26 protein-coding genes are annotated in these 26,041 nt (G+C 38.2%); 11 read left to right on the forward strand and 15 right to left on the reverse strand.

Translation table 11 applies throughout. The annotated features are described in order from the left end of the window. The first annotated feature begins 44 nt into the window (after positions 1-44). Both V3565_RS03745 and purH read left to right on the forward strand, forming a co-directional pair. Positions 45-1,742: a heparinase II/III family protein gene (locus tag V3565_RS03745; RefSeq protein WP_455477877.1), complete on the forward strand. Its 1,698-nt coding sequence runs from the start codon at positions 45-47 to the stop codon at positions 1,740-1,742. Between the two features lie 169 nt (positions 1,743-1,911). After that, on the forward strand, positions 1,912-3,528 hold the full coding sequence (gene purH / locus V3565_RS03750) for a bifunctional phosphoribosylaminoimidazolecarboxamide formyltransferase/IMP cyclohydrolase (RefSeq protein WP_455477878.1): 1,617 nt from the start codon (positions 1,912-1,914) through the stop codon (positions 3,526-3,528). A 576-nt stretch (positions 3,529-4,104) separates the two neighbouring features. Here purH and V3565_RS03755 read toward each other — a convergent pair. Beyond that, positions 4,105-4,863 (reverse strand): SURF1 family protein, encoded by a 759-nt coding sequence (locus V3565_RS03755; RefSeq protein ID WP_455477879.1) that lies wholly within the window; start codon positions 4,861-4,863, stop codon positions 4,105-4,107. A gap of 268 nt (positions 4,864-5,131) precedes the next feature. Here V3565_RS03755 and rpmB point away from each other — a divergent pair, with 268 nt between their 5' ends. Continuing rightward, on the forward strand, positions 5,132-5,428 hold the full coding sequence (gene rpmB / locus V3565_RS03760; RefSeq protein ID WP_455477880.1) for a 50S ribosomal protein L28: 297 nt from the start codon (positions 5,132-5,134) through the stop codon (positions 5,426-5,428). A 548-nt stretch (positions 5,429-5,976) separates the two neighbouring features. Here rpmB and cobT read toward each other — a convergent pair. From cobT to V3565_RS03775, 3 genes are all read right to left on the reverse strand, one after another. Next, positions 5,977-7,863: a cobaltochelatase subunit CobT gene (gene cobT / locus V3565_RS03765; protein ID WP_455477881.1), complete on the reverse strand. Its 1,887-nt coding sequence runs from the start codon at positions 7,861-7,863 to the stop codon at positions 5,977-5,979. A gap of 21 nt (positions 7,864-7,884) precedes the next feature. After that, the gene (cobS, locus tag V3565_RS03770) at positions 7,885-8,865 is read right to left on the reverse strand and encodes a cobaltochelatase subunit CobS (RefSeq protein WP_455477882.1); all 981 of its coding nucleotides are present in this window, start codon (positions 8,863-8,865) and stop codon (positions 7,885-7,887) included. Positions 8,866-9,050: 185 nt separating this feature from the next. Continuing rightward, the gene (locus V3565_RS03775; RefSeq protein ID WP_455477883.1) at positions 9,051-9,671 is read right to left on the reverse strand and encodes a J domain-containing protein; all 621 of its coding nucleotides are present in this window, start codon (positions 9,669-9,671) and stop codon (positions 9,051-9,053) included. Positions 9,672-9,793: 122 nt separating this feature from the next. Between V3565_RS03775 and V3565_RS03780 the strand changes: the two genes are divergently transcribed. After that, positions 9,794-10,072: a BolA family protein gene (locus tag V3565_RS03780; RefSeq protein WP_455477884.1), complete on the forward strand. Its 279-nt coding sequence runs from the start codon at positions 9,794-9,796 to the stop codon at positions 10,070-10,072. A 21-nt stretch (positions 10,073-10,093) separates the two neighbouring features. On the opposite strand, the gene V3565_RS03785 is transcribed toward V3565_RS03780, so the two are convergent. Then, complete coding sequence (locus V3565_RS03785) at positions 10,094-11,062, reverse strand: tyrosine recombinase XerC (protein ID WP_455477885.1); 969 nt, start codon at positions 11,060-11,062, stop codon at positions 10,094-10,096. A gap of 2 nt (positions 11,063-11,064) precedes the next feature. Continuing rightward, entirely contained in the window at positions 11,065-11,895 is an 831-nt protein-coding gene (locus V3565_RS03790; protein WP_455477886.1) for a SapC family protein, read from the reverse strand. A 160-nt stretch (positions 11,896-12,055) separates the two neighbouring features. On the opposite strand from V3565_RS03790, the gene rimM reads away from it, so the two are divergent. The 7 genes from rimM (at position 12,056) to V3565_RS03825 (ending at position 17,945) form a co-directional block, all read left to right on the forward strand. Next, complete coding sequence (gene rimM, locus V3565_RS03795) at positions 12,056-12,661, forward strand: ribosome maturation factor RimM (protein ID WP_455477887.1); 606 nt, start codon at positions 12,056-12,058, stop codon at positions 12,659-12,661. Further along, positions 12,658-13,356, forward strand: a complete 699-nt coding sequence (trmD, locus tag V3565_RS03800; RefSeq protein ID WP_455477888.1) for a tRNA (guanosine(37)-N1)-methyltransferase TrmD — start codon at positions 12,658-12,660, stop codon at positions 13,354-13,356. Before rimM ends, trmD begins: the two co-directional genes overlap by 4 nt. Before the next feature lie 204 nt (positions 13,357-13,560). Beyond that, a complete protein-coding gene (gene rplS / locus V3565_RS03805; RefSeq protein ID WP_455477889.1) occupies positions 13,561-13,989 on the forward strand; it encodes a 50S ribosomal protein L19 in 429 nt (142 codons plus the stop codon). Between the two features lie 505 nt (positions 13,990-14,494). Further along, entirely contained in the window at positions 14,495-14,896 is a 402-nt protein-coding gene (sdhC, locus tag V3565_RS03810; RefSeq protein WP_455477890.1) for a succinate dehydrogenase, cytochrome b556 subunit, read from the forward strand. 18 nt (positions 14,897-14,914) lie between these two features. Beyond that, a complete protein-coding gene (gene sdhD, locus V3565_RS03815) occupies positions 14,915-15,301 on the forward strand; it encodes a succinate dehydrogenase, hydrophobic membrane anchor protein (protein ID WP_455477891.1) in 387 nt (128 codons plus the stop codon). A gap of 5 nt (positions 15,302-15,306) precedes the next feature. Further along, positions 15,307-17,151, forward strand: coding sequence for a succinate dehydrogenase flavoprotein subunit (sdhA, locus tag V3565_RS03820; RefSeq protein WP_455477892.1), 1,845 nt, complete (start codon positions 15,307-15,309; stop codon positions 17,149-17,151). A 14-nt stretch (positions 17,152-17,165) separates the two neighbouring features. Next, positions 17,166-17,945: a succinate dehydrogenase iron-sulfur subunit gene (locus V3565_RS03825; RefSeq protein WP_455477893.1), complete on the forward strand. Its 780-nt coding sequence runs from the start codon at positions 17,166-17,168 to the stop codon at positions 17,943-17,945. A gap of 446 nt (positions 17,946-18,391) precedes the next feature. Here V3565_RS03825 and virB11 read toward each other — a convergent pair whose 3' ends face one another. From virB11 to V3565_RS03870, 9 genes are all read right to left on the reverse strand, one after another. Next, positions 18,392-19,453 (reverse strand): P-type DNA transfer ATPase VirB11, encoded by a 1,062-nt coding sequence (gene virB11 / locus V3565_RS03830; protein ID WP_455477894.1) that lies wholly within the window; start codon positions 19,451-19,453, stop codon positions 18,392-18,394. Further along, entirely contained in the window at positions 19,428-20,588 is a 1,161-nt protein-coding gene (gene virB10 / locus V3565_RS03835) for a type IV secretion system protein VirB10 (RefSeq protein WP_455478864.1), read from the reverse strand. The genes virB11 and virB10 overlap by 26 nt, the downstream gene beginning before the upstream one ends. Continuing rightward, positions 20,588-21,394 carry a P-type conjugative transfer protein VirB9 gene (gene virB9 / locus V3565_RS03840; protein WP_455477895.1) on the reverse strand — a complete coding sequence of 269 codons (807 nt, stop codon included), beginning with the start codon at positions 21,392-21,394 and terminating at the stop codon, positions 20,588-20,590. The genes virB10 and virB9 overlap by 1 nt, the downstream gene beginning before the upstream one ends. A gap of 13 nt (positions 21,395-21,407) precedes the next feature. Continuing rightward, the gene (locus tag V3565_RS03845) at positions 21,408-22,106 is read right to left on the reverse strand and encodes a virB8 family protein (RefSeq protein ID WP_455477896.1); all 699 of its coding nucleotides are present in this window, start codon (positions 22,104-22,106) and stop codon (positions 21,408-21,410) included. Next, positions 22,103-22,246, reverse strand: a complete 144-nt coding sequence (locus V3565_RS03850; protein ID WP_455477897.1) for a TrwH protein — start codon at positions 22,244-22,246, stop codon at positions 22,103-22,105. Before V3565_RS03850 ends, V3565_RS03845 begins: the two co-directional genes overlap by 4 nt. A gap of 184 nt (positions 22,247-22,430) precedes the next feature. Then, positions 22,431-23,321 carry a type IV secretion system protein gene (locus V3565_RS03855; protein WP_455477898.1) on the reverse strand — a complete coding sequence of 297 codons (891 nt, stop codon included), beginning with the start codon at positions 23,319-23,321 and terminating at the stop codon, positions 22,431-22,433. Between the two features lie 279 nt (positions 23,322-23,600). Continuing rightward, a complete protein-coding gene (locus V3565_RS03860) occupies positions 23,601-24,512 on the reverse strand; it encodes a type IV secretion system protein (protein WP_455477899.1) in 912 nt (303 codons plus the stop codon). 135 nt (positions 24,513-24,647) lie between these two features. Next, a complete protein-coding gene (locus V3565_RS03865) occupies positions 24,648-24,791 on the reverse strand; it encodes a TrwH protein (RefSeq protein WP_455477897.1) in 144 nt (47 codons plus the stop codon). A gap of 184 nt (positions 24,792-24,975) precedes the next feature. Beyond that, positions 24,976-25,866: a type IV secretion system protein gene (locus V3565_RS03870; protein WP_455477898.1), complete on the reverse strand. Its 891-nt coding sequence runs from the start codon at positions 25,864-25,866 to the stop codon at positions 24,976-24,978. Between the last annotated feature and the right edge of the window lie 175 nt (positions 25,867-26,041).

Consider the following 26,041-nt stretch of genomic DNA (forward strand, 5'->3'; position numbering starts at 1 on the left):
ATGGCTGAAATTGTGCTCAATTACGCATATACGGAGATAAAATTGTGGCGATTGCAGTCAAATATCCTCAGATAAGGTTGTCAGCTTTTATATATACAGCACACCAATGGATACGTCGTTTATGGGTTGGGCCACTGTTTCATTGGCGGTTTTCAGGGTTTAGTCCCCATAAAATTTTAGCACATCCTATTGATTTGTATTTAGCTGACCCAGTTAAGGTACCTGAATTTTACCATGGTCGTTTTACTTTTGCTGGCCATGTTGTTCATTCTGGTGCTGTTTCTCCCTTTTCGTTAATTCCGCCAACACCGGAATGGGAGGTGGCTCTCCATAATTTTCATTGGCTGAGACATATGACGGCAGCAGATAGTAATTTAGCTGCAGCGCATTCTCGCTCTCTTGTTGATGATTGGCTTGATCATAGTGGTAACAGCGTAAAAGGGATTCCTTGGAGTGAGCCAGTTGTAGCACGGCGTTTAATTTCGTGGATTTGTCATTCGCAAATGCTATTGAAAGGGGCAAGTGAGCGGTTTGCAAAGCGTTTCTTGCGTGCGCTTGGCTTTCAATTTCGTTATTTGCGCGTAACGATTTGCAGTATGGAAAACAACGATCAACGTTTACAAGCAGCAGTGGCTTTGACATTTGCATCACTCGCTTTGCCTGTTTCTGCAGCAATGAAGAAAAAAGTACAAACCTATCTAATAGAGGAACTTTCACGTCAGATTTTGGTTGATGGTGGACATATTTCGCGTAGTCCTGCTATTTTGCTGGATTTATTATCAGATTTATTATCTTTACGTCATCTTTTTATGCATAGTAATGAAACAGCGCCGCGCATTTTAATTGATTCTGTTGAGCGTATGTTACCAGCTTTGCGGTTTTTTATCCATGAAGATCAAACATTGGCGCATTTTAATGGGGTTGGAGCTATAGCACCTGAACGATTATCAGCACTTTTAAAGTTTGATGAAACAGTGGGTAGCCCTTTTAGTTATGCACGTTATTCAGGATTTCAACGTTTACAGGCTAATCAAACAACAGTGCTTGCAGATACAGGAAAGTTCCCACCTCGCTCTGCTTCAGAGCATGCTTGTTCTGGGTGTTTATCTTTTGAAATGTCTTCCCAGGGGCATCGCTTTGTTATCAATACAGGTGTTAATTCTGATGGGCGTGAGGAGTATCGACATTTTGGTCGGGTTACTGCAGCACATTCAACGGCGACAGTTAATAATTGTTCAGTAGGTATTTTTCATAAAAAAAATAGGTGTGATACCTCTTTTTTACTTGAGGGACCCACAGATGTTAAAGTGCAGCGTATAGAGGATTCAGAGAAGATAGGTTTTATTGCTAGTCATAATGGTTATTTGCGGCCTTTTAATCTTGTTTATGAGCGGGGTCTTATTTTAGCGACAAATGGAGCAATGATTGAAGGTTTTGATCGCTTTTTTACACCAAATAAAAAGCAATTTGCCGGACAAAAGATGGTTCATAATGAAAAAAATAACGTTTCTGTTAGATTTCATCTTCATCCGCATGTTAAGGTTAGTTACGATGGAAATTCCGTATGTTTAGCAGTAGAGGATGGGCAGTCATGGTATTTCATATCGCCTGATGCTGATATTTATCTTGAAGATTCAATTGATTTTGCCGAATTAACAGGTCCACAGCGCACACAACAGATAGTTTTATATTTTCGTCCTGCAGTCCAAGAAAAAGTTCGTTGGCGTTTTGTTCGTCGTTAGTTGAAACAATGTTCTTTTCTCTAATAATATGGATAAAGATAGCGCTATTTCCTGTTTGATATGCTAAAAGGACGTTATTCTATTTTTGTATTTGATAAAGTTGCACGCTACAAATACATAAGTTTGTTTTATGTGAATGTTAGGCACTTTAATTTTTAGGATTCCTGTTATGGGTGTTGTGGTAAAAAATTTTTCCATACCTGATCTTCATCGGGTTCGTCGTGTTCTTATTTCTGTTTCTAATAAAACAGGGTTGGTTGCGTTTGTACAAGCGCTTCATGCTTATGGTGTTGAGTTGATTTCGACAGGTGGAACAGCTAAAGTATTAATGGCCGCTGGTTTACCCGTAAAAGATGTTGCCGAGGTTACAGGTTTTCCAGAAATAATGGATGGGCGTGTTAAAACACTCCATCCTTTGATTCATGGTGCTTTATTAGGAGTAAGACAAAATCCTGATCATGCGGCTGCGATGGAGCAGCATGGTATCAATGGAATTGATCTTGTTGTTGTAAATCTTTACCCTTTTGAAGAAACTTCTCAATCTGAGGCTGATCAACAAACAATTCTTGAAAATATTGATATCGGTGGACCAGCAATGATTCGCGCTGCGGCGAAGAATCACGCTTATACCGGCGTTGTGACAACAGTGAGTGATTATGATTCAGTTTTGGCTGAATTAAAGCAACATGATGGATGTTTAAGCTTTTTTATGCGGCGTCAGTTAGCAATGCGTGCTTATGAGCATACGGCTGCTTATGATGCAGCGATAGCGGCATGGTTTGCAAAAGATCTAAAAATTAAAACACCATCTTGGCAAAGTTTTTCTGGTCATCTTGAAAATGTTATGCGCTATGGAGAGAATCCACATCAACAGGCTGCATTTTACCGCAGTGGTGATAAGCGTGTTGGTGTCGCAACAGCAAAACTTTTGCAAGGTAAAGAACTATCTTATAACAATATAAATGATACAGATGCAGCGTTTGAGCTTGTAGCGGAATTTGATCCGCAAAGAGCTTCTGCTGTTGCCCTTGTAAAACATGCAAATCCTTGCGGTGTTGCGGAAGGACAAAGTTTAAAAGAGGCTTATTTGAAAGCTCTCATGTGTGATAATGTGTCAGCATTTGGAGGAATTGTTGCTTTAAATCAGCCTCTTGATGAAGAATGTGCTGAAGAAATTGTCAAGATTTTCACCGAAGTGGTTATTGCTCCTGATGCAACAATGGCTGCACGTGAAATTATTGCACAGAAAAAAAATCTTCGTTTACTGATTACAGGTGGTTTACCTGATCCTCGTTGCGGGGGAATTATTTCCAAAACAGTTGCAGGGGGAATCTTAGTGCAGTCGCGTGATAATGTGGTTATTGATGATTTGAAACTGAAAGTGGTGACAAAGAGGGCACCAAGTCAAGATGAAATGCGCGACCTTCAATTTGCTTTTCGTGTGGTAAAGCATACCAAATCAAATGCTATTGTTTATGCAAAAAATAGTGCAACAGTTGGAATTGGTGCTGGTCAAATGAGCCGTATTGATTCGGCTAAAATTGCTGCATATAAAGCTGAAAAAAGTGCACAAAGAGTAGGTTTAACAGAATCTCCCACGAAGGGGTCAGTGGTTGCATCGGATGCATTTTTTCCTTTTGCGGATGGTCTGTTAATAGCTGCTGAAGCTGGTGCAACAGCAGTTATTCAACCAGGAGGATCAATACGTGATGAAGAGGTCATTGCTGCAGCAGACGCGCATGGTTTAGCTATGGTTTTCACAGATATCCGGCATTTCCGTCATTAGCAGTTTTATTTTTAGTGATTATCTTATTGCAACATATAATTCTAGCAATGCTTTTCATGTTTTAGGTGCATGTTAATTATGCAACTAATTATGCAATTAATTATGCAATTAATTATATGTAGTATTTTCTGAATAATAAAGTTTTTCTAAATATCAAGTATTATGACAATAATCATGCTTTATGAGCATGATTATTGTCATTCATTCCTGATTTTCGATTACAAGAATTATTTTAACTGCTATTGATTAGCATTATGGATTTATCCGTTATGATATACTATACCGATCAGTATCTATGATGGGATAAAATTCTTACATGTTTTTAGGCGTTTTAATATTAGATAAAATATTTTGATGGAGATAGTTTTAGATAATAAGCTATAGCTTATAAGCTCATGAAATGTGGTGAGATAAAGCGCTTTCCTTTTTGATAAGTTCTCGATTGTTGTGCACAGAAGTAGCTTCTTTTGCGTGTTTTCGTTAGCTATGCACCTTCATGCTAAGCGTCATCTTTAAAAGAGGAGGTGTCTTTATACCTACCTCCTGACTGCTGTTTAATATGTAGGTATGTTGTTTTCATCTTTTTTGTCGTAGCAGGAAGATAGATGCACCTAAAGCGCCAGCAGCTAGGATAAACCATGTGATAGCATAGACAAGATGATTGTTTTGAAAATTTATAACAGTTAGACCAGCAATGGGGAACGCTTCTTGTGCAGCTGTTTTTTTTCCTGCATCTATAAAATAAGGTGCAACAGGGGATAAGCCAAGTTTTTGTGCCATGGCAGGAATATCGCGTGTATACCACAAATCCTTATCAGGATTATTTTTGCGTGGAAAGAAACCATTTTTTTCACTCATGCGTAAAAGACCTATAATTGTCGTTTGCTCTGCATCTGTGGTAGAATATTTATTGGCTGAATCATTTGTGTGTGATTTTTCAGGATATTGAAAGTGATGGCGTGCATCCATGGGGATAAAGCCACGATTCACAAAGGTCAGTGCATTATCGGCTGTTTGCAAAGGTGTTAAAACCCAGTAACCACTAGTGTTTTGGGCAACAGCGGTGACGAAAATATTTTTATCTTGTAGGAATTTTCCCTTGATGATTACAGGCCGATATTCATCTTTTTCAAAAGTAATATGCATCCATTGATTTTGGGGTGGCGCTTTTATGGGAGGTAAATGAACGCGTTGATCAACACTGGTGATAAGATTTATTTTCCAGTTCAATCGTTGTATTTGCCATACACTTAATGCACTAAAAAGTAGAAAAAAACACAAGCAAAAAAAACTGAACAGAAGCGAAGAAAAACTAAAGCGTTTGTGTTCTGTCATAGGGTAACCCGCACTATGGAGTAATCCATTCTCCTCATGGTAGGTTTTTTTTAGCATAGTGAGTGTTAAAAATAAATATATAGATTAGAGAATTCATCGGTAGAGGTCTCAAAAGCTTTACAAAAGACTTGACCTTTTGTTGTCTACACCCTATTAGAGACAAAGCTTCCCAACGGCATCCGTCCAAGGCGGTGGTGTATTGCTTTGCATTCATTCTGTTTTGCTGGGTTGGGATTTAAGGATTTCTTAGAGTTTAAAGGTGAAGTTTATGTCTCGTGCCTGCGAATTGACGGGAAAAACAGTTCAGTATGGTAATAGTGTTAGCCATGCAAACAACAAGACCCGTCGTCGTTTTTTACCAAATCTTTGCAATGTGACATTGATTTCGGAAGTGTTGCAGCAAAGTTATCGTTTACGTGTTTCAGCAAATGCTTTGCGTTCTGTTGAGCATCGTGGTGGTCTTGATGGTTTTCTGATTAAAGCTGATGATAGAGAGTTATCGCAACGTGCACGTTTGTTAAAGCGTCAGGTTGTTAAGAAAAAAGCTGAACAAGCGTCATCATAATCAAAGGCGATTGCGATCTTGATCGTTTTCGCTGATTTCAGAGGATGTTTTGTTTTACTTTGTGCTGTTTTTTCTAGCTTTGATATAAATATTTTGAATTTTTGATTCAGTATTTTGTTTACTGTTGTAGTCGCGTTTTTGTCTACCTGTTCGATTTTAAGCAATGAATGCAATAATCGCTTTATGCAGTGGTTGCATAGGGGCATTAGGAATGGCTAACGATAGCTACCGCATAGGCTATCTTGGTTGTTTTCATGCATGTGTCAGTTGTTATTTTCAATAAAGATTTATGATTGGTCTATTTTTGTTCATTCTTTATGGAGTGATTCTTAGTAGTTTTTATACCTTCTTTTAAAGCGGTACAAAAGAATGGTGTATCTTTCGTTTGTAACAAACAATGATATTTATCTTATCATTATGATGTGTCAGTGTGCGGTTGTGCTTTAAAATTTGTGTTTTATTACAAGTATTTTTTACGGGTTAGTGTATTGGAATTGATGTGTGTTAATTAGTTGATTTGAGTGCTTGTCGCTCTAAATTTTTTTAAGTTAGGCTCTTGCTCTTTTACTACTAAAGAGTGCTGTTAGTTGCTCTGTTATGGCATTGGCCAATTCTTCAGCATTCATAATTGTTACAGCGCGTTGATAATAGCGTGTGACATCATGACCAATTCCAATAGCAATGAGTTCTACAGGGGAATGTGTTTGGATTTCTTGAATTACGGTACGTAAATGTTTTTCGAGATAATTGCTGCAATTCACCGACAGTGTTGAATCGTCAACAGGTGCGCCATCAGAAATAACCATGAGTATACGACGCTGTTCATGCCGTGATAAAAGACGCTGATGAGCCCAAATAAGTGCTTCACCATCGATATTTTCTTTTAGCAGCCCTTCTTGCATCATCAAACCTAAATTGCGTCGAGCACGACGCCATGGTATATCAGCACTTTTATAGATAATATGGCACAAATCATTCAGGCGTCCTGGATGATAAGGTTTGTTTTGGTTTATCCATTCTTCACGCGATTTCCCACCTTTCCAAGTTTTTGTTGTGAAGCCCAAAATTTCAACTTTGACTCCACAACGTTCAAGAGTTTGCGCTAAAATATCTGCACAGCTTGCTGCAACAGTAATAGGTCTTCCTCTCATTGATCCTGAATTATCAATGAGTAATGAAACGACTGTGTCACGAAATTGGGTATTTCTTTCCATTTTGAAGGATAAGGATTGCATGGGATCAATAATAAGACGCGGTAGCCGTGCTGTATCAAGATATCCTTCTTCGAGATCAAAATTCCAAGCACGATTTTGTTGTGCCATGAGGCGGCGTTGTAGGCGGTTCGCTAAACGTCCGACAATTTTTTGAAGATGGTTCAGTTGCTGATCAAGGTTACGGCGCAAATGATCTAATTCACGTTCAGTGCAAAAATCAGTTGCTTCTAAAATTTCATCAAATTGACGGGTAAAAACTTTATAATCGTTCAGTTCTTCCATTGAGTCTGAAACTGCAAGAAAACGTTTTGATTTACTATGCTTTTCTTGCCAAGCTTTTTTTTGCTTTTTCTCCGTTTCGGTATCATTATCTAATTGAGTAGTTTGCGTTTTTCCTCTGTCTTGCGCATCATTTTCTTGTTTTGTTGTTGTTTGTTCTTCACTTTGGGGGTGTTTTTTATTTTTTTCTTCTTTTTTATTTTGTTCTCTATTCCTATTTACGGATTTTTTGTTATTGACACTGTCATTATCTGTATTTGCTTCTAATTGAGCTGCCATTTTGAGTGTACAAAGCATTTTACGGACAATTTGTGCGAAAGTATATTGGTTGTGAATATGATGTGTAAGTTCATTAAGTTCTTCAGCAGCTTTTTGTTCAATTGAATGACGCCACAATTCCAATATAGGCTCAGCTTCTTTTGGGGGAGGACGTTTTGTTATCTTTTCGCGCAACAAAAGTGCGATTGCTTCTTGTATAGGAGCCTCACTTTGTGTGTTAACTTTTTTATAATGAGCCTTTTGGTATTTATCAGACAGCATTGCATCAAGGTTTTGTGCAATTCCTTTCATGGCTAAAGTACCTATTGCTTCAACACGTGTTTGTTCGAGGGTATCGAAGACGGCAAGTGCTTCTGATTCTATTGGGGCAAAGAGCTTGTGGATATGGTTGTCATGCCATGCTTTGCGCAATGCTATGGAATCACCTAGTCCACGGGTGATGGCTATGTCCTTATCTGTCGTAGGTTGTGGTAATTTTGGTAAATGCGCATAATTTCCATTCAGCAATGGCTTGCTGTGATCAAAGGAAACTTCAAGATTGTTTGTGCAAGCAATGGCGCGTATACAGGTGGAAATTGCTTTTTTAAAAGATTCAATACCATGGGAATTTATGAGAGAGTTGTTTGTCATATTTTGGCTGTTGTTGCTGTTTTCTATAGCCATGATTGACGGTATTCCTCAAGGTTAGATACCATGAATGCACGATTCAGGAAGATCTTGTCCAAAAGCACGTTGATAAAATTCTGTGACAATGGTGCGTTCAAGTTCATCACATTTATTCAAAAAGGTTAATCTAAAGGCAAGGCCAACATCTTGGAAAATTGTGGTATTTTCTGCCCAAGTAATGACAGTACGCGGACTCATGACAGTCGAGAGATCCCCATTGGTAAATGATTGACGTATCATATTAGCAACATGCACCATTTGTGAAATTGTCTTTTTGCCTTCGGTTGTTTGAAAAGATTTAACCTGTGAACAAATAATGTCCACTTCTTTATCATGGGGTAAATAATTAAGTATCGTTACGATAGACCAGCGATCCATTTGGGCTTGATTGATTTGTTGTGTTCCGTGATAGAGTCCTGTTGTATCACCAAGGCCAATAGTGTTTGCGGTTGCAAAAAGACGAAATGCTGGATGAGGCGTTATGACACGGCTTTGATCAAGCAAGCTGAGTCGTCCAGAGGTTTCAAGAACACGTTGAATGACAAACATAACATCAGGTCGACCCGCATCATATTCATCGAAAACAAGAGCAATATTATTTTGATAAGCCCATGGCAAAATTCCCTCTTTAAATTCTGTAACTTGCAGTCCATTTTCCAAGACGATTGCGTCTTTTCCGATTAAATCGATTCGGCTGACATGGCTGTCGAGATTAATTCGAATGCAAGGCCAGTTGAGGCGTGCAGCAATTTGTTCAATATGTGTTGATTTACCTGTGCCGTGATAACCAGAAACCATAACACGGCGGTTAAATGCAAAGCCTGCTAAAATTGCTAAAGTTGTTTGCTGATCAAAAAGATAGTCGGTATCTACATCAGGAACATGGGGAGTTTTTGTGCTAAAAGCGGGCACTTTTATGTCTGTATCAATATTAAATAGATCGCGCGCGCAGATTGTGATATCAGGTACATTTTTGATTGTAAGCTTTGTTTTTGCCATTGTTGTTCTGGAACGAGGTTTGCTGTTTATTTTTATTAGTTAGAAAACGATACAAGAGTTAGACTACTTATGCAATGATCTATAAAGCATGGTCTTTGGTATAAAAAGGGGAGTCCAACATATGTTCTACAATCCTATAAACAATTATAGTTTAGATAAAATATGTGCTCGTAAATGCATGTTTCTTAGCACAGGCCAGATTTTTTTAGCAAATTATAAGCATGTAAAACATCACGGAAGCGCTCTTCTGAAGAGCGATTGCCACCATTAGAATCAGGATGATGTTTTTTAACCAGCTCTTTATATTTCATTTTGATGTCTTCAGCTGAAGCATTTGCTTGTAGCCCCAATGTATCAAAAGCTTTAGATTCTAAAGGTTTTAGTTTTCGTGAAGGAGTATTGGATGAATGACGTTGGGTAAACATAGTGAATGGATCGCGCATACGGTTTTGATAAGCTGCTGTTCCAGAGCGGATTTCGGAATAGCCTGCAGCTGTCTTTTTTGATACGCTTTTGTTCAGATCAGTAGGCCATGTTGGGCGATGTCCTATGATGGCATCCTTTTGAAATTTCGCTATATCTTTATCACTAAGGCCAGAGAAGTAATTAAAATTTTTATTATAGGCACGCACATGATCAATACAAAAATACAAATACTTTCCTTCATGATTTCTGCCTGCCGGTGCTTTGTGTGTTCCCGCTTTTTCACAATCTTGCCACTGGCACTGCTGTGTTTGCAATTCAGCTTGTTCTTTTTTATTAGAGCTGATTCTAATTGAGTCGAATAATTTAGATGTTATTGCCATGTCTTTGATTTATGCAAAATCAATCAATTTGACAAGAATTGACTTTTAAAAAATTTATTTTCATATTTAAACTTGTTGACTAAAAAATTCATTGCATTGTTCATTTTGTGAAGGAACAAAAAATGTCTACAGTTGTTCAAACAATTATCAGGACAAAGCTTCAGGATGCTTTTTGTCCACAAAAGCTTGATGTGATTAATGAAAGTCATCTTCATGCCGGACATCCTCATGATGAATATGCTTTTGATGGTAAAGGGGAAACACATTTTCGGATAAAAATTCTGTCTTCTTCCTTTGCAGGTATGACACGAGTAGAGATCCATCGGGCAATTTATAAAGCGCTACAGAAAGAGTTAGCAACATGTGTTCATGCGTTAACACTTGAAGTTGAATCTTTTTAATATATTTTTTGTGCAAAAATTTCAGGTACGGGGATGTGCTTTTTGATAAACTTCTAACAAGTGATCTGTATCGACGTGGGTGTAGATTTGAGTAGTGGATAGACAGGCGTGTCCAAGAAGTTCTTGAATGGTACGTAAATCTCCTCCACGCGATAAGAGATGGGTAGCGAAAGAGTGACGCAAGGTGTGAGGTGTAGTGGTGTCTGGTAAACCAAGATTGGTACGTAAGATGCGAATAGCACGTTGAACAATGGATGGCTGTAAAACACCGCCTCGGGCACCACGGAACATCGGTTCATTATCAATTAAAGGATATGGGCAGCATTTAAGGTAATTTTGTACAGCTTTATAAACAATTGGAATTAGAGGAACAAGGCGTTCTTTTCCACCTTTTCCAACCACGGATATGCTTGTTTTTTCAGGATTAGAGAATTGTTCTGGTGTTAGCGATAGGGCTTCAGATATTCGCATTCCACAGCCATAAAGGAGTATTAAGATAGCAGCGTTGCGAGCAGTGATCCATACTGCATTTTCCTGTTGATTTTCTTGTTTAACTATATGAAGGGCAGATTTTATAGTTAGCGGTCTTGGTAGTGATTGTGGTTTTTTTGGTGTTTTGACCAGCTTAGCAGCTGGGACACAGACGATCTTTTCACGGGATAAGTAGTTAAAAAAAGAGCGTAAACCCGCCATACCCCTGCTTAAAGAGCGTGCGCCTATATTGTTTGTGCGACGATAAGCAAGATAAGCACGAAAGTCAGCTACACGCAAATTAGCAAGATCATCAAAAGTTGTTTCATGCCCAAGATGTCGACAGAGAAAAAGCAAAAACTGCCGCGTATCACGTTCATAAGCTTGTGTTGTCTGTGTAGCCATGCGACGTGATCGGGTAAGATTATCCAACCAATTTTTTCTTACTTCCAAAACAGCATAATCGGCTGGAACTAAAAAGTTGTTTTTGTCTTTTTTTCTGTCATATTTCATGGACATCTTTAGTTGATTGTTTCTTTCTTTTTAGATTTTGCTTCTTTTGCTTCGTTAGAGTTAGCTTTCTCTTTTTGTGATTTATCTCCAGCGTTGGTAATATGTTTTTCACCTTTCAGAGATAGTATTTTTAAAAGATTGTTCATTGACATGAGATGCGCAAAAATCAATCCTAGGAAGCCATTTTTATGTAATTTTGAAAGTTGATGAGCATAGAGAGTATTTAGTTTCTCTTCATCAACTATCCAGAAATGTTCTAGTTGTGCTGAAAGTCCTTGATCGTTTTTTACACTAATTGATTTTTGGCTCAAAAGATCCATATCTACAAGAGTCTTAATGAATTCAGAGGTTGTGTCCATGGCGTTTTTAAAGTTTTCAAGAAAATGGATTCGTTCTTCCGTAAAGGGTGAAATAGATCCATCTGAATTGAAAAGTTCTATGCCTGTCACTTCATTAAACATGCCAGATTTTTGATCAAAGCAAACAGACAATTCTTTTTCGTTGCTAGTTTGTGCAAGAACAAAAGGGTAACGACGCACAAAAGCAGGAATATAGGTACGCCGTTCCCAATTTTTATCGGAAGTAATATAATCATTTTCATCGTTAGAAAGACCGACGAGAGCAATGGATGTATAGTGTTTTTTCTTTTGTTCGTCTTCTGCACACATAAACAAGATTGGATAGTCTAGAGCAGCTTGAAAATATTCACTACTTGCTAAAGGAACCCAGTGGGTGTCCTTGGCAAAGGACATATCATTTATAGGAGAAAATTTTAAATTTTTATGAATTATTTTGTCAATTGGGGTAATATTTTTATAGAAGAGCATAATATTTGCCATAAGATTTTTCCTTAATTATTAATTCAATTTTTTGTTACCAAGATGGTTCTTTAGAAAGATTTTTTATATAGCAACAAGACTCAATAAAAGATTGTAGGATTTAGGGGTTTGTTTATACTTATTTGCACCGGCTCACTATTTAATAGACGATAATTTTTGCATGGAACATAATAGAAAAAATCTTAAAAATAAAGTCTACCTTGCCATTATTGGTTCGGCTCATGGTATAAAAGGGGATGTTTTTGTTAAGATCTTGAGTGATGAACCATGGCGTTTAAAGAGTTATGGCACCCTTTATGATGATATAGGACATACTTATGAAATCACTTCTCTTCGCGTGCAAAAGGGTAACGCGATTGTGCATTTTAAAGGGATTGAAGACCGCAGTATTGCGGAAACTTTAAAAGGGGTTCACCTTTATATCATGCGTGATCAGTTAGCTAATAATTTGGCTGAAGATGAATTTTATCAAATAGATTTAATTGGGCTGCGTGTTCAAGATTGTGTTGGTAAAGTTTTAGGAGAAGTCAGTGGCTTTTTTAATTTCGGTGCTGGCGATTTGCTTGAAGTGTGCTTGGATACGCGTAAAACTGTACTTATTCCGTTTAATAAGGTAGCGGTTCCAGAGATTTATGTTGCTTCTGGTTTTATTGTTGTTGATCCTTTAGCAGCTGGTTTAAGCGAAGAGGAAAGGAATAGTAAGAGTGGTAAAAAAAGAAGAATGATCCTAAACGTAAAAAATAAAAATGAAGGAATGCAAGAATGAAATTTCAAGCACGTGTTTTAACACTTTATCCTGAAATTTTTCCTAGTTTTTTAGGGTATTCTTTAGCGGGGAATGCTTTAGAGCGGGGGGTATGGTCTTTAGATACAGTGCAGATTAGGGATTTTGCTTTGGATAAACACCGCAGTGTTGACGATACGCCAGCTGGAGGGGGAGCCGGTATGGTAATGCGGGCGGATATATTGGCAGCGGCACTTGATAGTTTACCTAATGATTCGCCAAGATTGTTGATGAGTCCGCGTGGGCGGACTTTTAACCAAGCCTATGCACGTTCTTTGGCGTGTGGTTCAGGGGTGACATTGGTTTGTGGTCGCTTTGAAGGAGTAGATGAACGGGTAATTGAAGCACGAAAATTGGAAGAAGTATCTATTGGAGACTATATTCTTTCAGGTGGTGAAACGGCTGCGTTAGTTCTTTTGGATGCAGTTGTGCGTCTTTTACCGGGCGTTATGGGAAATAAAGTTTCTGGGGAATGTGAAAGTTTTGAAAATGGCTTACTTGAATACCCCCAATATACGCGTCCTTCTGTTTTTGAAGGGCGTGGTATTCCACCGGTATTGACATCTGGACATCATAAAGCTATCGCCGATTGGCGTCAGCAGCAGGCTGAATTGTTAACGAGTCAACGTCGCCCTGACCTTTATGCCCTTTATAATAAAAGTCGTCAGAAAACTTGATTCATTTTACAAGATAGTGTATTGCCCAACGTGCTTTTTAAAGAATTATTCCTAACAATGGGCGTTCTGTGGATCCGAAATTAAGGGATGGTGTATTCGCTCCTGTTTTGAAGCATAGCTTGGAGAATTTCTGTTTTGTATAAAATTTTTCCGGCGAGAGGTGAGCGCTCTGGCTGTTCGATAAAAACGTAAAGGATAAGAGAAATGAATATTATCGCGCAGCTTGAAGCTGAACAATGCGCAAAGATTGAAGAAAAACGTAAATTACCAGCATTTCAAGCGGGAGATACGGTGCGTGTTATGGTGCGTGTGACAGAGGGTACACGGACACGTGTGCAGGCATATGAAGGGATTTGTATTGCACGTTCTGGAGGCAGTGTGAATGAAACCTTTACAGTACGGAAAATTTCTTATGGTGAAGGCGTTGAACGCGTATTTCCAGTTTATTCTCCTTTGATTGAAGGCGTTGAGCTTATTCGTAAAGGTAAGGTACGTCGTGCAAAGCTTTATTACCTTCGTGGTTTAAGAGGTAAAGCTGCGCGCATTGCAGAGAAGAGAGATCATCGAAAAAAAGGTGTGAATATTGTTGGAAAAGTAAGCGAACAAAATGTTAAAACAGGTGTTGAGAAGTAAACTAGCTAAAAAGTGTTATTGCTGTGAGAATTCATAAAAAAGCAGCTTTTATGCTGCTTTTTTTATGTCATGAAAGATTCATATTAAAGGATCAAGAAGTTATTTACGATTAATCAAAGATATTGCAGTTATCAAAAATACCCAAAATGTATGAATATTGTTTTTCTTATAATGACTGAATATTAAAGAAATCACGGAGTATATCGCTGATGGTTTAAAACAAAGCTAGGTATAGTGAAAAAAAATGCGCATTTATATCTAAGAAACGTTGTTAGACCTTTGACGTGAAGATAAAATTGTACTAAATTAAGGCGAGTTTTATGGTTTATGTCTGTAAAAACAATCGGTTTTTTTATGCGCGACTTTTAATCCGTTATTTGAGACAACCGACCTGTAATATTGGCATTTTTAGATGCAAGATGAGAAGAAACGGTGATGTTTTGGTCGTTTGATGCGAATCTTCGCTTATGATGCGATTGCAGTGGAAACCAGGTCAGGATATTTTATGATAGAGACAACTAGGATGAAAGAGCGCCCTCGTTCTCCCCATGTGACTATTTATCGTTGGTCAATTACTATGGCGATGTCAATCGCACACCGCATTACCGGCATAGCACTTTATTTCGGAATGGTGTTTTTTACGATTTGGTTGATTTCAGTGGCTTGTGGAGCTGAAGCATTTAGAGCAGTTAATAAGATTTATAGCTCATTTCCTGGACTTTGTATTTTGTTTCTTTATACACTTGCTGGGATTCATCACATGGTTGGTGGTATTCGCCACATCGTTTGGGACATGAAACCTTGTCTTTTGGCAAAAGAAAAGGCAACATTAACAGCTTGGGCAACTGTTTTTATTTCTCTTATTGTAACTCTTACGATTTGGATTATTGGATATAGTATTATCTAACTAAGGGTGGAGAAAACTATGAAAAAAGATTTTCGAACAGAACTCGGGAAGGTACGCGGGCTTGGGTCGGCGCATGAAGGAACAGAGCATTTTTGGTTACAGCGTCTGACTGGTTTTATTAATCTACCGTTTTTGGTATTTTTTATTGTTCTTATGCTTTCTCTTGTTGGAAAAGATTACAGTATTGTGCGAGCACGGCTTTCGCACCCCGTTGTTACTGTTTTGATGGGATTACTGATGGTTTCTGTCGTTTATCATATGAAGCTTGGAATGCAGGTTGTTATTGAAGATTATATTCATCATGAGGGTATGCGGATATTATTTTTGGTGTTGAATATTTTGTTTTGTTTTATTTTGGGTGGTGTGATTATTTTTACTCTTTTAAAAATTGCATTAGGAGTTTGAGCGATATGGTGAGTACAGGACTATCTCTGGGCGCTAGAGTAGGTAATGAACCTTATCGCTACGTAGACCACAAATTTGATGTTGTTGTTATTGGAGCGGGTGGTGCTGGTTTGCGTGCGACGCTTGGTATGGCTGAGCAAGGATTAAGAACAGCATGTGTCACAAAGGTTTTTCCAACTAGGTCACATACAGTTGCAGCCCAAGGCGGTATTGCAGCATCACTTTCAAATATGGGGCCTGATAATTGGCAATGGCATTTGTACGATACAGTAAAGGGATCTGACTGGTTGGGCGATACCGATGCAATGGAGTACTTAGTACGTAATGCACCTGCTGCTGTATACGAATTGGAACATTATGGAGTGCCTTTTTCACGTACACAAGAAGGTAAAATTTATCAACGGCCTTTTGGGGGGCATACAACGGAGTTTGGGGAAGGTCCACCAGTTCAACGCACTTGTGCAGCAGCAGATCGTACTGGGCATGCAATTTTGCATACACTTTATGGACAAAGTTTAAAGCATAATGCACAATTTTTTATTGAATATTTTGCACTTGATTTAATAATGACGGATGGTGTGTGTACGGGTGTTGTGGCGTGGAATCTTGATGATGGTACGATACACCGTTTTTCTGCCAAGATGGTTGTTCTTGCAACTGGTGGTTATGGACGTGCTTATTTTTCTGCGACATCTGCTCATACATGTACGGGTGATGGTGGTGGAATGATTGTGCGTGCTGGGTTACCAATGCAAGATATGGAATTTGTGCAATTTCATCCTACGGGTATTTATGGTTCTGGTTGCTTAATTACAGAAGGAGCACGTGGTGAAGGAGGCTATCTAGTAAATTCTGAAGGTGAACGTTTTATGGAGCGTTATGCTCCTTCCTTTAAGGATTTAGCTTCACGTGATCTGGTTTCTCGTTGTATAACGCTTGAAATTCGTGAAGGACGTGGTGTTGGTCCGAAGAAGGATCACATTCATTTGGTTCTTAATCATATCGATCCTGCTATTTTGCATGAGCGTTTGCCTGGGATTTCTGAGTCGGCCAAGATTTTTGCAGGTGTTGATGTTACAAAGGAGCCTATCCCTATCCTTCCAACAGTTCATTACAATATGGGTGGTATTCCCACAAATTATTATGGAGAAGTTTTAAATCCAACAGCGGATTCACCTGATCGTGTTCAACCAGGGTTAATGGCTGTTGGTGAGGCAGGATGTGCCTCTGTTCATGGAGCTAACCGTTTGGGTTCAAACTCATTGATTGACCTCGTCGTGTTTGGGCGTGCAGCAGCAATTAGGGCAGGGGAAGTGGTTGATCGCAATGAGGAAATTCCACCTATTAATGAGGCTGCTGTTGACCAAATTATGGCGCGTTTTGATCGTTTGCGCTTTGCTCAAGGAAGAGTTCCAACGGCTATATTGCGTGAAAAAATGCAACGAACTATGCAGGAAGATGCTGCTGTATTTCGTACTGCAGATTCTTTGCAACAAGGGTGTCAGAGGATGAGCCAAATATGGGGTGAGCTTTCTGATCTCAAAGTTACAGATCGTTCGTTGATATGGAATTCTGATTTGGTCGAAACATTAGAGCTTGAAAATTTGATGATTAATGCAATCATGACTGTTTATTCAGCTGAAGCGCGTTTGGAAAGTCGAGGAGCTCATGCTCGTGAAGATTATCCAGAGCGTGATGATACAAATTGGCGTCGTCATACGCTCTCATATTTATCCAAGGATGGTAAGGTGACATTATCATATAGGCCTGTTCATGTTGATCCATTAACATCTGAAGAAGAAGGTGGTATAGACTTGAAGCGTATAGCACCTAAAAAACGTGTTTACTAAGGGGAGAATGAGTTATGGTACAAATTAAGCTTCCCAAAAATTCTCAAGTTAAAGCTGGGCAAATTTGGCCTAAGCCTGAAGGTGTTACGAATTTAACAGAGTTTCATGTTTATCGCTGGTCACCTGATGATGAGGAAAATCCTCATCTGGATACATATTATGTGGATCGTTCTGCTTGTGGTCCGATGATTCTTGATGGACTTTTATTTATTAAGAATCATATTGATCCAACTTTAACATTTCGTCGATCATGTCGTGAGGGCATTTGTGGCTCTTGTGCAATGAATATTGATGGGACGAATACACTAGCTTGTACCAAAGGTATGGACGATGTGAAGCATCCGATTAAAGTGTATCCTCTTCCTTCTATGCCAGTCGTTAAAGATTTGGTTCCTGATTTGAAGCATTTTTATGCGCAGCACCGCGTCATTGAACCTTGGTTACAAACTGTTTCGCCTGAGCCTGCAAAAGAGTGGTTGCAAAGTTATTCTGATCGTCAAAAAATCGATGGTCTTTATGAATGTATTTTGTGTGCATGTTGTCAGACATCATGTCCGAGTTATTGGTGGAACGGTGATCGTTATTTGGGACCAGCTATTTTACTCCAAGCTTATCGTTGGATTGCTGATTCACGTGATGAAAGATGTGGTGAGCGGCTTGATAATTTAGAGGATCCTTTTCGACTTTATAGGTGCCATACCATTATGAATTGTGCGCAAACTTGTCCTAAGGGGTTAAATCCAGCCAAGGCAATTGCTGAAATTAAGAAACTTATGGTTGAGCGCCGCCTTTAAGAATTTGTTGGTGAAACAGGGTTACAGTTAAGAGTTATGGGGCGTTGGGGTGTTTTTTTTGCTTTTTGGTATGTTCTGCAGATTAAGAAGTTACTTTTTGATTGTGAAAGAACTGGAGTAATCTATCTATAACAATAGAAAAACTAATAAAGATAGTTTTATTTTAAGGATCAATCCATTCTTTTAATGAAATTTCATAGATTTGTATTCTTTTATCCACGAAATATAAAAGTTTCTGCTTTTATTAGACTGTATTTTAGTTGTTATTTTTATTCTTTTTTTGTGTTCAAGCTTATGTATTTATTTAAGTAATACAAAATTGCTTGTTGATCATATTGTTAGAAAAGTAGGGTAGGAATATTGTTTCCAAAAGGTTAAATTAAGAAAAAAGCCGTAACAATTATTACGGCTATTATTGGTTTTGCGATGTTGCCAAAAAATTCAGCTTAAACTATTTTTGATTTAGAAAAAATTGGATCATAAAAAATTTCAGAAAGCTTTCTATCTTTGAAGAATAACACGACATCAACGGTAGTATATAGCACCATTTTTATTACTTGCAGATCAAGTTGACGACCAATTTCTGATCTTTTTATGAGTGTGGCGCATCGTTCAAATGTTTGCAAAGCATTGTTTGCATGTGTTGTTGTAATTGATCCAGGGTGGCCAGTGTTAAGCGAGTTGAGATATTCCCATGCTTCATTACCACGCAACTCAGCAAGAAAGATACGATCAGGTGATTGACGCATACATGCATCTAAACATTCATCGGCTGAAACACGACCTGCACCGTCACCATAAAGCATGTGTACATGGTTAGGATGATTTGGTAAAAAGAGTTCATGAACATCTTCAATTGTGATAATGCGCTCGTCTACAGGCACTTTTTCGATTAAAGAGCGAGCAAATGTAGTTTTACCTGATCCTGTTTTACCTGCTATAATAATGTTGCGCTTATAAAGAACGCACTTTTCCAAAAATTCAGTAATTGACCCATCCCGTTTCAATTGTAGTAGCTGAACTTCGAAAGGCTCCAATCGTGTAAAATCTTGCTTTGATAACAGTTCGTTTGCTTCCTTTTCTGAAGGTTTATTAAAACTAACATCAGTAAAATTATCAAAGGAACCTTCATCGTCGAGTTCTTCTAGCGTTTTAACCATAAGGGAATGTTTACGAATCATAAAAGATAATGCACCATCGATGATAGCTGGTGCTTGCACAATAGTGCCACGCTGTCCTCCTGGTAACAGTACATAATTTATACTTTTAGGAGCCATACCGTTATAAACAATAATAGCTGTAATCAGTGTCTGCAAAAAAGGGGATGTTAACTCTGGAACACTGTGCATTTGCCAACCCTCAAAGCTTTTTGTCCACACTTCATAGGGGCGGCATATTGATAATTCAGTAATTTTTGGGTCTTCTAAGAAACGATCAAGTGGTTGCAGAAGTTGTGCAACTGCTTGATCTTTCTGCACCCGATTAGCGTGTAACGAGGCTGTAGACATTACTAAAATCCAGATCGCGAGCAATAAAAATGTTTATTCTCTCACCTTGGTGTTTATAAAGTGTTGGCATAATGTTAACTGAATTTTGAAGGGTTTCCATAATGATAGATTCAGCATTTTGTGCATTTGGAGATTGTGTTTTATCTTTGGTTGTATAGCCTACCTTGTTTTTTAACCATTCTCCAAAATCACTGACTATGCTGACCATAATGGCACCGCTAAAGCGCTCCCAAAAATGTTTATCAACCCAACCACCGACACCAGATTCTCCCAATGGACCAGTGCTAGGTGAATCAAGGTTGATAATAACACCAGAAGGTGTTTCAACACGCGACCACTGCACAAAAACACGTGCTTGTCCTTGTTGTAAACCACTTTGGTAAAAACCAACAACTTTAGATCCACGATCTAACAAAACAACTCGGCCGCTTGTAGAATAGACATTCCGTGTTAAATAACATGTCGTCATTCCTGGTTGTGTTGTGATAATCTTTGTTTCTAGTGTACAATCTATTTGCGTTCCTTGCGTGATTAATAGGTCACGATTACGGAGCTGAGTTGCGTATGACTGACCTAACCTCACAGGTTGTAGTTTATCAAACAATACGCCACTACTGACATCGTCACTAGATGTGTTATTTTTGGCATAATCTTCAGAACTATCGCTGCTGCCACTGTTATTAAAACCTGAATTTAACATACGCTTACGTGCTAACTCTTCCGAATCTCTAATCAAGTGGGGAGGAATTGTTGTTTGAAGAAGTTCAGTCCAAGACGGTGAAGCGTCTTGTGTTTGCTCCTCTGTTTGAGTTGGTTGTTTTAGTTCTTCCACGACCTTTGGTTCTTCTTGGATTCGTGGAGTATAACTTGGTATAATCTGTTGCACTATTTGCTGAGGTTTTTCTTCTTTTACGTCCACAGCATTACGCATTTTCAAAGCTTTCCAAGAAAGTATAACCGGTACCGCTACAACTATAACAAGTCCTACAATTAATAACGCACGTGCACCAGGAATAGTTGGTCGGTGTTCTAGCCCTAATTCAGAGCTGCCATAAGCACCTTCAATATGCTTTTCTTCGACACAGTCTAGTTTTGCACCTGTGTTGACTTCGTCTCCTTTCTTATTGTCAAACATCATTTGCCTCCTTTATTGATACGATGAACCACTGAGGATACGGTTTTGGTTGTGTTGGGTATACCATTAGGATCATAAGCTTCGTTGAAGATAGCCAAAGCACGTTTACCTAATCGTACGAGCCATTTAGGGTTTACCTTATGAACAGCAATAATATCATTAGAGTCGCCTAAGACAGTACGAGGTATTAAGCTCTCATTACCCTCAGCATCTACTACGTAAATTGACGGCATATCTACGTTGGCAGAAAATTTAAAGTAGGTAATACGTCCATTATCCCAAGCATTTATTGGAGCAATGTCTTGGTTTCCGCTCATGGTATAATTTAAGTTATAACCGCTCACTCCTTGATGAAAACCTTGTTCAATCCGACCAACAAGTTGATTCTCTTCTAATTTTTGGGACTCTGTATCAGGATAGTGGAAAGCTAATTCATAAGTAGCTCCAGCGCGATCATTGCGAAACTGTAGTCGAAATTTATAACTACGTTTATCAGTAATGACAATAAGGTTGGTATTGGCAAGTTCTGCTTTAGGTTTAATAAAGATATGCCGTCCCTTATGGGCGAAAGCATAGGCATCAGAATCACCAAAAGCATGGGTAATATATCGCTCGCCTTCCTCAAGGATGATATGTGTTGCTACACCAAGAACGGTCTCAATCTGAACAACATCAGCTACATTGTAGGTTACGTAACGAATACGATGATCATACTGTGAACTTGATGGGGTTCTGAGTGCTTGTACAGGCATTGTATAAAATGAGGAAAGTGAGGAGAGTAGGGCAACAAGTGCAAGTTTCTTCATAATAATCAATTCCTCAATTATTCAATAGTATTTCTGGGTCGGATCGATAACTGGTAACTTGGAATCCAAGGGGATTAAGTAATCGATCGGATGATTTCATTGGTGCACCAACATAAGTATATCCAATCGTTGCAATATGGTGTTGTTTTTGTTCAATCGCGCCGTTGCTATTATGTTGTTGTGTCGTAAAGCGTACAGTTGCTTGACCAAGACCATTTGGTTGAATTGAGCGCACTTTGACTACAATACGTGCCTTGTCGGAAAGTACTTGATCACGAGCATTTTCACCTTCATAAATTTTGTAAAATTCCTGTTGAACTGTTGGTGCACTTAAAAGAGCTGCTGTGTCATAGCTCAATTGAATAGTGTCATAATCATAGGTTTCACGGTTGAGTACATATTGATTAAGCCAGTATTTATCTACAACTTCGCCATAGCTAGTTTCATGCTCGCGCATAACAGAAATAACATCGACTGCCCCAGTTGCATTATCAACACGAAGTACTAAAGGAGTTGGGGCTGGCTGGGAAAAACCAACTACTCCACACATCATGCCAAGCAGCCCTAAAATGCCAACGGCACCTGCTACCCACCATGCTGTCTTGCGTGATTTTATAAATTCGTTAATTAATTCACGTTCTAAGCCTCGGCTTTCTTCATAATAACTATTGAGTCGTTCGGCTTTCACTGGTTTAGCTTCTTTTTTTCTCATATTGCTCCTCGCTGAATTTCGGCAGGGATTGTTTTGTTAACAGGCACTCGATTCCAATTATTTGGTTGTTTTAATTTTGGAGCCGCTACGCAAGCTGATAAAAGACCTGTAATCAAAATTATAAAAATAATTGATTTCACTTTATTACTCCTCTTTATTCTATTATTAAATAGAATCCTATCACTTTTTTATCATTATTTCAATTTTGATTAGAAAATATATCGCTTACAATTGTTTTTATTTTCTTGATTTTATCTTAAATTTACAAAAATCTTCAATAAAAGTATAAATATACCCTATCATGCTACCGATTTTGCTATTTAATCATTTACGGGAAGAGTGACTTCTTCCTGTACTTATTCCCCATATATGCCCAAATGTAATACCTTTTGACAAAGCATTCGCGATGCTTGATAGTTTTAGCAACAGTATAATGGAGATAATGGATAAGATGAGTGCACCACCAAGCACATAACCAACATTATGATTACCATCAAAAATCTGCATCATATCATCCATGTAATTTGCAAAGATATTCATCATCAAACTACACACGATAGAGATGAGCAAAATGAGAATTATATAATTTACTAATTGAGCCACCCATTGCTCAAAAAAGCGATAGGTAGGTTGCCAAAGCAAGGCAACGATGAAGAATGGTCCGAGTCCTACGAGAAGCACAAGTGCGATTTTTGCTATTAAAATGAACGCTCCACCGATGGCGACTAGAAAACTTGTTGCAAGCAAGATCAGGATACCAAATAATCCATAAAGAAGCCCCTCAGAATTCAAGAAAGCAGCTTCTTCAAAAGCTAAGCTTGCACATCCGAATCCCTTCTCAGCCACTTTATCAATTAAGGAATGTAATTGAGTTCCTGTTAGTGTTTGTGATGTTTGTGATTTTCCTGTCAGTGCACTTAGTAACTCATTAGGCATTGATATTATGAAATCGGTAATTTCTGCTTGATAAAGACCCGTAGTCATCGCTATTGAAGTGATAATGCTCATGCGCAGGCATCGGTTAATGAACTCTGCGATTGGCATGTCGATTGCACCACGAATGATGAGCCACCCATAGGCGATAAATGCGATGGTTAAACAGACAGATACGATGGGCGTAATTGTCGTTATCAAATTTGATGAAATATCCGTGACATATGTCTTCGTTAGATCGTCAATTTTCTTGAAAAGTTGTGTGAACATTTCGAAGTTCATGGCATTCCTCTCTAACGAATTCTAATCTTGCCACCATCTGGGATGATGTTGATGCATGTCGTGCATTCCATTGTATTATTTGCATTTACACAGTTTTCTACTGTGTTTTTATCTTGGGTGTTCTCAGCTATTCTCATCAAGATTGCTTGGAAATATATCAAACCATCTGTGCGTCCCTTTAAATCTTCAGGACGCCATCGAATATTGTGTATCTCTTTTCATTTTTATGAGAAGAAAGAAAAATAGCCTCATTGAAAATATCAATTAAGAGACATTTTATTATGATTTTGTATACCGTATAGTTGGCATTTTCATATCTAATCCTCCAGGTAAACTGTCATTGTTAAGTCTGAGAATAAGCTTATTACGTTGACGCTGTAACCGGTCGATAAGGGCTTGTTCTGCATTGCGTAAATGAGCAATCGTTTGCAATTTTATTGTTTCATTTTGAATTATTGCTAATTGAGCTTGAATACGTGTTTGCACTGCAATAATATCCTTCAGTTCTGTTGCCTTATGGATTTCGTTTAATAATTCTGAAATTTGATTAAAATGATTTTCTGTTTCTTGGAAAATAGATAGGCTCACAGCTTTATCTATGGTTGCCGCATATTGGCGGCGTTGATCAATAGCTTTGCGTGAGGAACTCGTAGAACGTCGGCGAAACTTCTGTTCGTCAGATAAAGCTTTTCTAAAAAAATCAGGAACTGAATCTGCAACCTTTGCTTGCTTTTCTCGATAATTTGTAGGCTCACCGTCATCATCAATATCGTAATCATAAATGGATTGCGGAGCTTTAAGCAAAAGATTATTTTTATCTTTTTGTACTATTTTACTTGTTGGACTGTTTGTTACAGATTTATGTATCTCTGCAACTTGTCTTTGCATTCTTAAAATAGAAGGATCAGGTTGTGTAGATTTTGATCTGTTCCATGCCGATCCTCTCTGATTTATCGATCCGCTTGGCAGTATATCATTTGGATCTAGACTGTTCGAGAGTGTATATCCTATATTTTGATATCTTATGCTTTGATTACTTGTACTATATTCGTACGGTTTCAGATTCTTTTCTCCCACTTGTTTTTGAAACATGAGATTAATTACCCCAGCATTTGCATTTGCACATACCAGCACTACATTTAACATTCCTAAAATTACAGTCATTGTTATTGTAGTAATCAGCTTTCTCATTATTTTTCTCCTTTTAGTTTTCACATATTGTGGAAGGATTGGTAATTATATTGCTGAATTAGCGCTGACTTTATCAGCTCGCCGATGAATTCACGTATCAAATTTTAGCTTTCACTGGTTTAGCTTCTTTTTTTCTCATATTGCTCCTCGCTGAATTTCGGCAGGGATTGTTTTGTTAACAGGCACTCGATTCCAATTATTTGGTTGTTTTAATTTTGGAGCCGCTACGCAAGCTGATAAAAGACCTGTAATCAAAATTATAAAAATAATTGATTTCACTTTATTACTCCTCTTTATTCTATTATTAAATAGAATCCTATCACTTTTTTATCATTATTTCAATTTTGATTAGAAAATATATCGCTTACAATTGTTTTTATTTTCTTGATTTTATCTTAAATTTACAAAAATCTTCAATAAAAGTATAAATATACCCCATCATGCTACCGATTTTGCTATTTAATCATTTACGGGAAGAGTGACTTCTTCCTGTACTTATTCCCCATATATGCCCAAATGTAATACCTTTTGACAAAGCATTCGCGATGCTTGATAGTTTTAGCAACAGTATAATGGAGATAATGGATAAGATGAGTGCACCACCAAGCACATAACCAACATTATGATTACCATCAAAAATCTGCATCATATCATCCATGTAATTTGCAAAGATATTCATCATCAAACTACACACGATAGAGATGAGCAAAATGAGAATTATATAATTTACTAATTGAGCCACCCATTGCTCAAAAAAGCGATAGGTAGGTTGCCAAAGCAAGGCAACGATGAAGAATGGTCCGAGTCCTACGAGAAGCACAAGTGCGATTTTTGCTATTAAAATGAACGCTCCACCGATGGCGACTAGAAAACTTGTTGCAAGCAAGATCAGGATACCAAATAATCCATAAAGAAGCCCCTCAGAATTCAAGAAAGCAGCTTCTTCAAAAGCTAAGCTTGCACATCCGAATCCCTTCTCAGCCACTTTATCAATTAAGGAATGTAATTGAGTTCCTGTTAGTGTTTGTGATGTTTGTGATTTTCCTGTCAGTGCACTTAGTAACTCATTAGGCATTGATATTATGAAATCGGTAATTTCTGCTTGATAAAGACCCGTAGTCATCGCTATTGAAGTGATAATGCTCATGCGCAGGCATCGGTTAATGAACTCTGCGATTGGCATGTCGATTGCACCACGAATGATGAGCCACCCATAGGCGATAAATGCGATGGTTAAACAGACAGATACGATGGGCGTAATTGTCGTTATCAAATTTGATGAAATATCCGTGACATATGTCTTCGTTAGATCGTCAATTTTCTTGAAAAGTTGTGTGAACATTTCGAAGTTCATGGCATTCCTCTCTAACGAATTCTAATCTTGCCACCATCTGGGATGATGTTGATGCATGTCGTGCATTCCATTGTATTATTTGCATTTACACAGTTTTCTACTGTGTTTTTATCTTGGGTGTTCTCAGCTATTCTCATCAAGATTGCTTGGAAATATATCAAACCATCTGTGCGTC

Source organism: Bartonella sp. B10 (genome assembly GCF_053794435.1).

Coding starts and splice junctions, on each gene's coding strand:
- virB11 (WP_455477894.1), bottom strand. CDS start 19,453: ATGTCTACAGCCTCGTTACACGCTAATCGGGTGCAGAAAGATCAAGCA.
- virB10 (WP_455478864.1), bottom strand. CDS start 20,588: ATGTTTGACAATAAGAAAGGAGACGAAGTCAACACAGGTGCAAAACTA.
- V3565_RS03785 (WP_455477885.1), bottom strand. CDS start 11,062: ATGTCCATGAAATATGACAGAAAAAAAGACAAAAACAACTTTTTAGTT.
- rplS (WP_455477889.1), top strand. CDS start 13,561: ATGAATATTATCGCGCAGCTTGAAGCTGAACAATGCGCAAAGATTGAA.
- V3565_RS03790 (WP_455477886.1), bottom strand. CDS start 11,895: ATGGCAAATATTATGCTCTTCTATAAAAATATTACCCCAATTGACAAA.
- rpmB (WP_455477880.1), top strand. CDS start 5,132: ATGTCTCGTGCCTGCGAATTGACGGGAAAAACAGTTCAGTATGGTAAT.
- V3565_RS03860 (WP_455477899.1), bottom strand. CDS start 24,512: ATGAGAAAGCTGATTACTACAATAACAATGACTGTAATTTTAGGAATG.
- V3565_RS03775 (WP_455477883.1), bottom strand. CDS start 9,671: ATGGCAATAACATCTAAATTATTCGACTCAATTAGAATCAGCTCTAAT.
- sdhC (WP_455477890.1), top strand. CDS start 14,495: ATGATAGAGACAACTAGGATGAAAGAGCGCCCTCGTTCTCCCCATGTG.
- trmD (WP_455477888.1), top strand. CDS start 12,658: ATGAAATTTCAAGCACGTGTTTTAACACTTTATCCTGAAATTTTTCCT.
- V3565_RS03825 (WP_455477893.1), top strand. CDS start 17,166: ATGGTACAAATTAAGCTTCCCAAAAATTCTCAAGTTAAAGCTGGGCAA.
- cobS (WP_455477882.1), bottom strand. CDS start 8,865: ATGGCAAAAACAAAGCTTACAATCAAAAATGTACCTGATATCACAATC.
- rimM (WP_455477887.1), top strand. CDS start 12,056: ATGGAACATAATAGAAAAAATCTTAAAAATAAAGTCTACCTTGCCATT.
- sdhD (WP_455477891.1), top strand. CDS start 14,915: ATGAAAAAAGATTTTCGAACAGAACTCGGGAAGGTACGCGGGCTTGGG.
- sdhA (WP_455477892.1), top strand. CDS start 15,307: ATGGTGAGTACAGGACTATCTCTGGGCGCTAGAGTAGGTAATGAACCT.
- cobT (WP_455477881.1), bottom strand. CDS start 7,863: ATGGCTATAGAAAACAGCAACAACAGCCAAAATATGACAAACAACTCT.
- V3565_RS03870 (WP_455477898.1), bottom strand. CDS start 25,866: ATGAACTTCGAAATGTTCACACAACTTTTCAAGAAAATTGACGATCTA.
- virB9 (WP_455477895.1), bottom strand. CDS start 21,394: ATGAAGAAACTTGCACTTGTTGCCCTACTCTCCTCACTTTCCTCATTT.
- V3565_RS03755 (WP_455477879.1), bottom strand. CDS start 4,863: ATGACAGAACACAAACGCTTTAGTTTTTCTTCGCTTCTGTTCAGTTTT.
- V3565_RS03780 (WP_455477884.1), top strand. CDS start 9,794: ATGTCTACAGTTGTTCAAACAATTATCAGGACAAAGCTTCAGGATGCT.
- purH (WP_455477878.1), top strand. CDS start 1,912: ATGGGTGTTGTGGTAAAAAATTTTTCCATACCTGATCTTCATCGGGTT.
- V3565_RS03855 (WP_455477898.1), bottom strand. CDS start 23,321: ATGAACTTCGAAATGTTCACACAACTTTTCAAGAAAATTGACGATCTA.
- V3565_RS03845 (WP_455477896.1), bottom strand. CDS start 22,106: ATGAGAAAAAAAGAAGCTAAACCAGTGAAAGCCGAACGACTCAATAGT.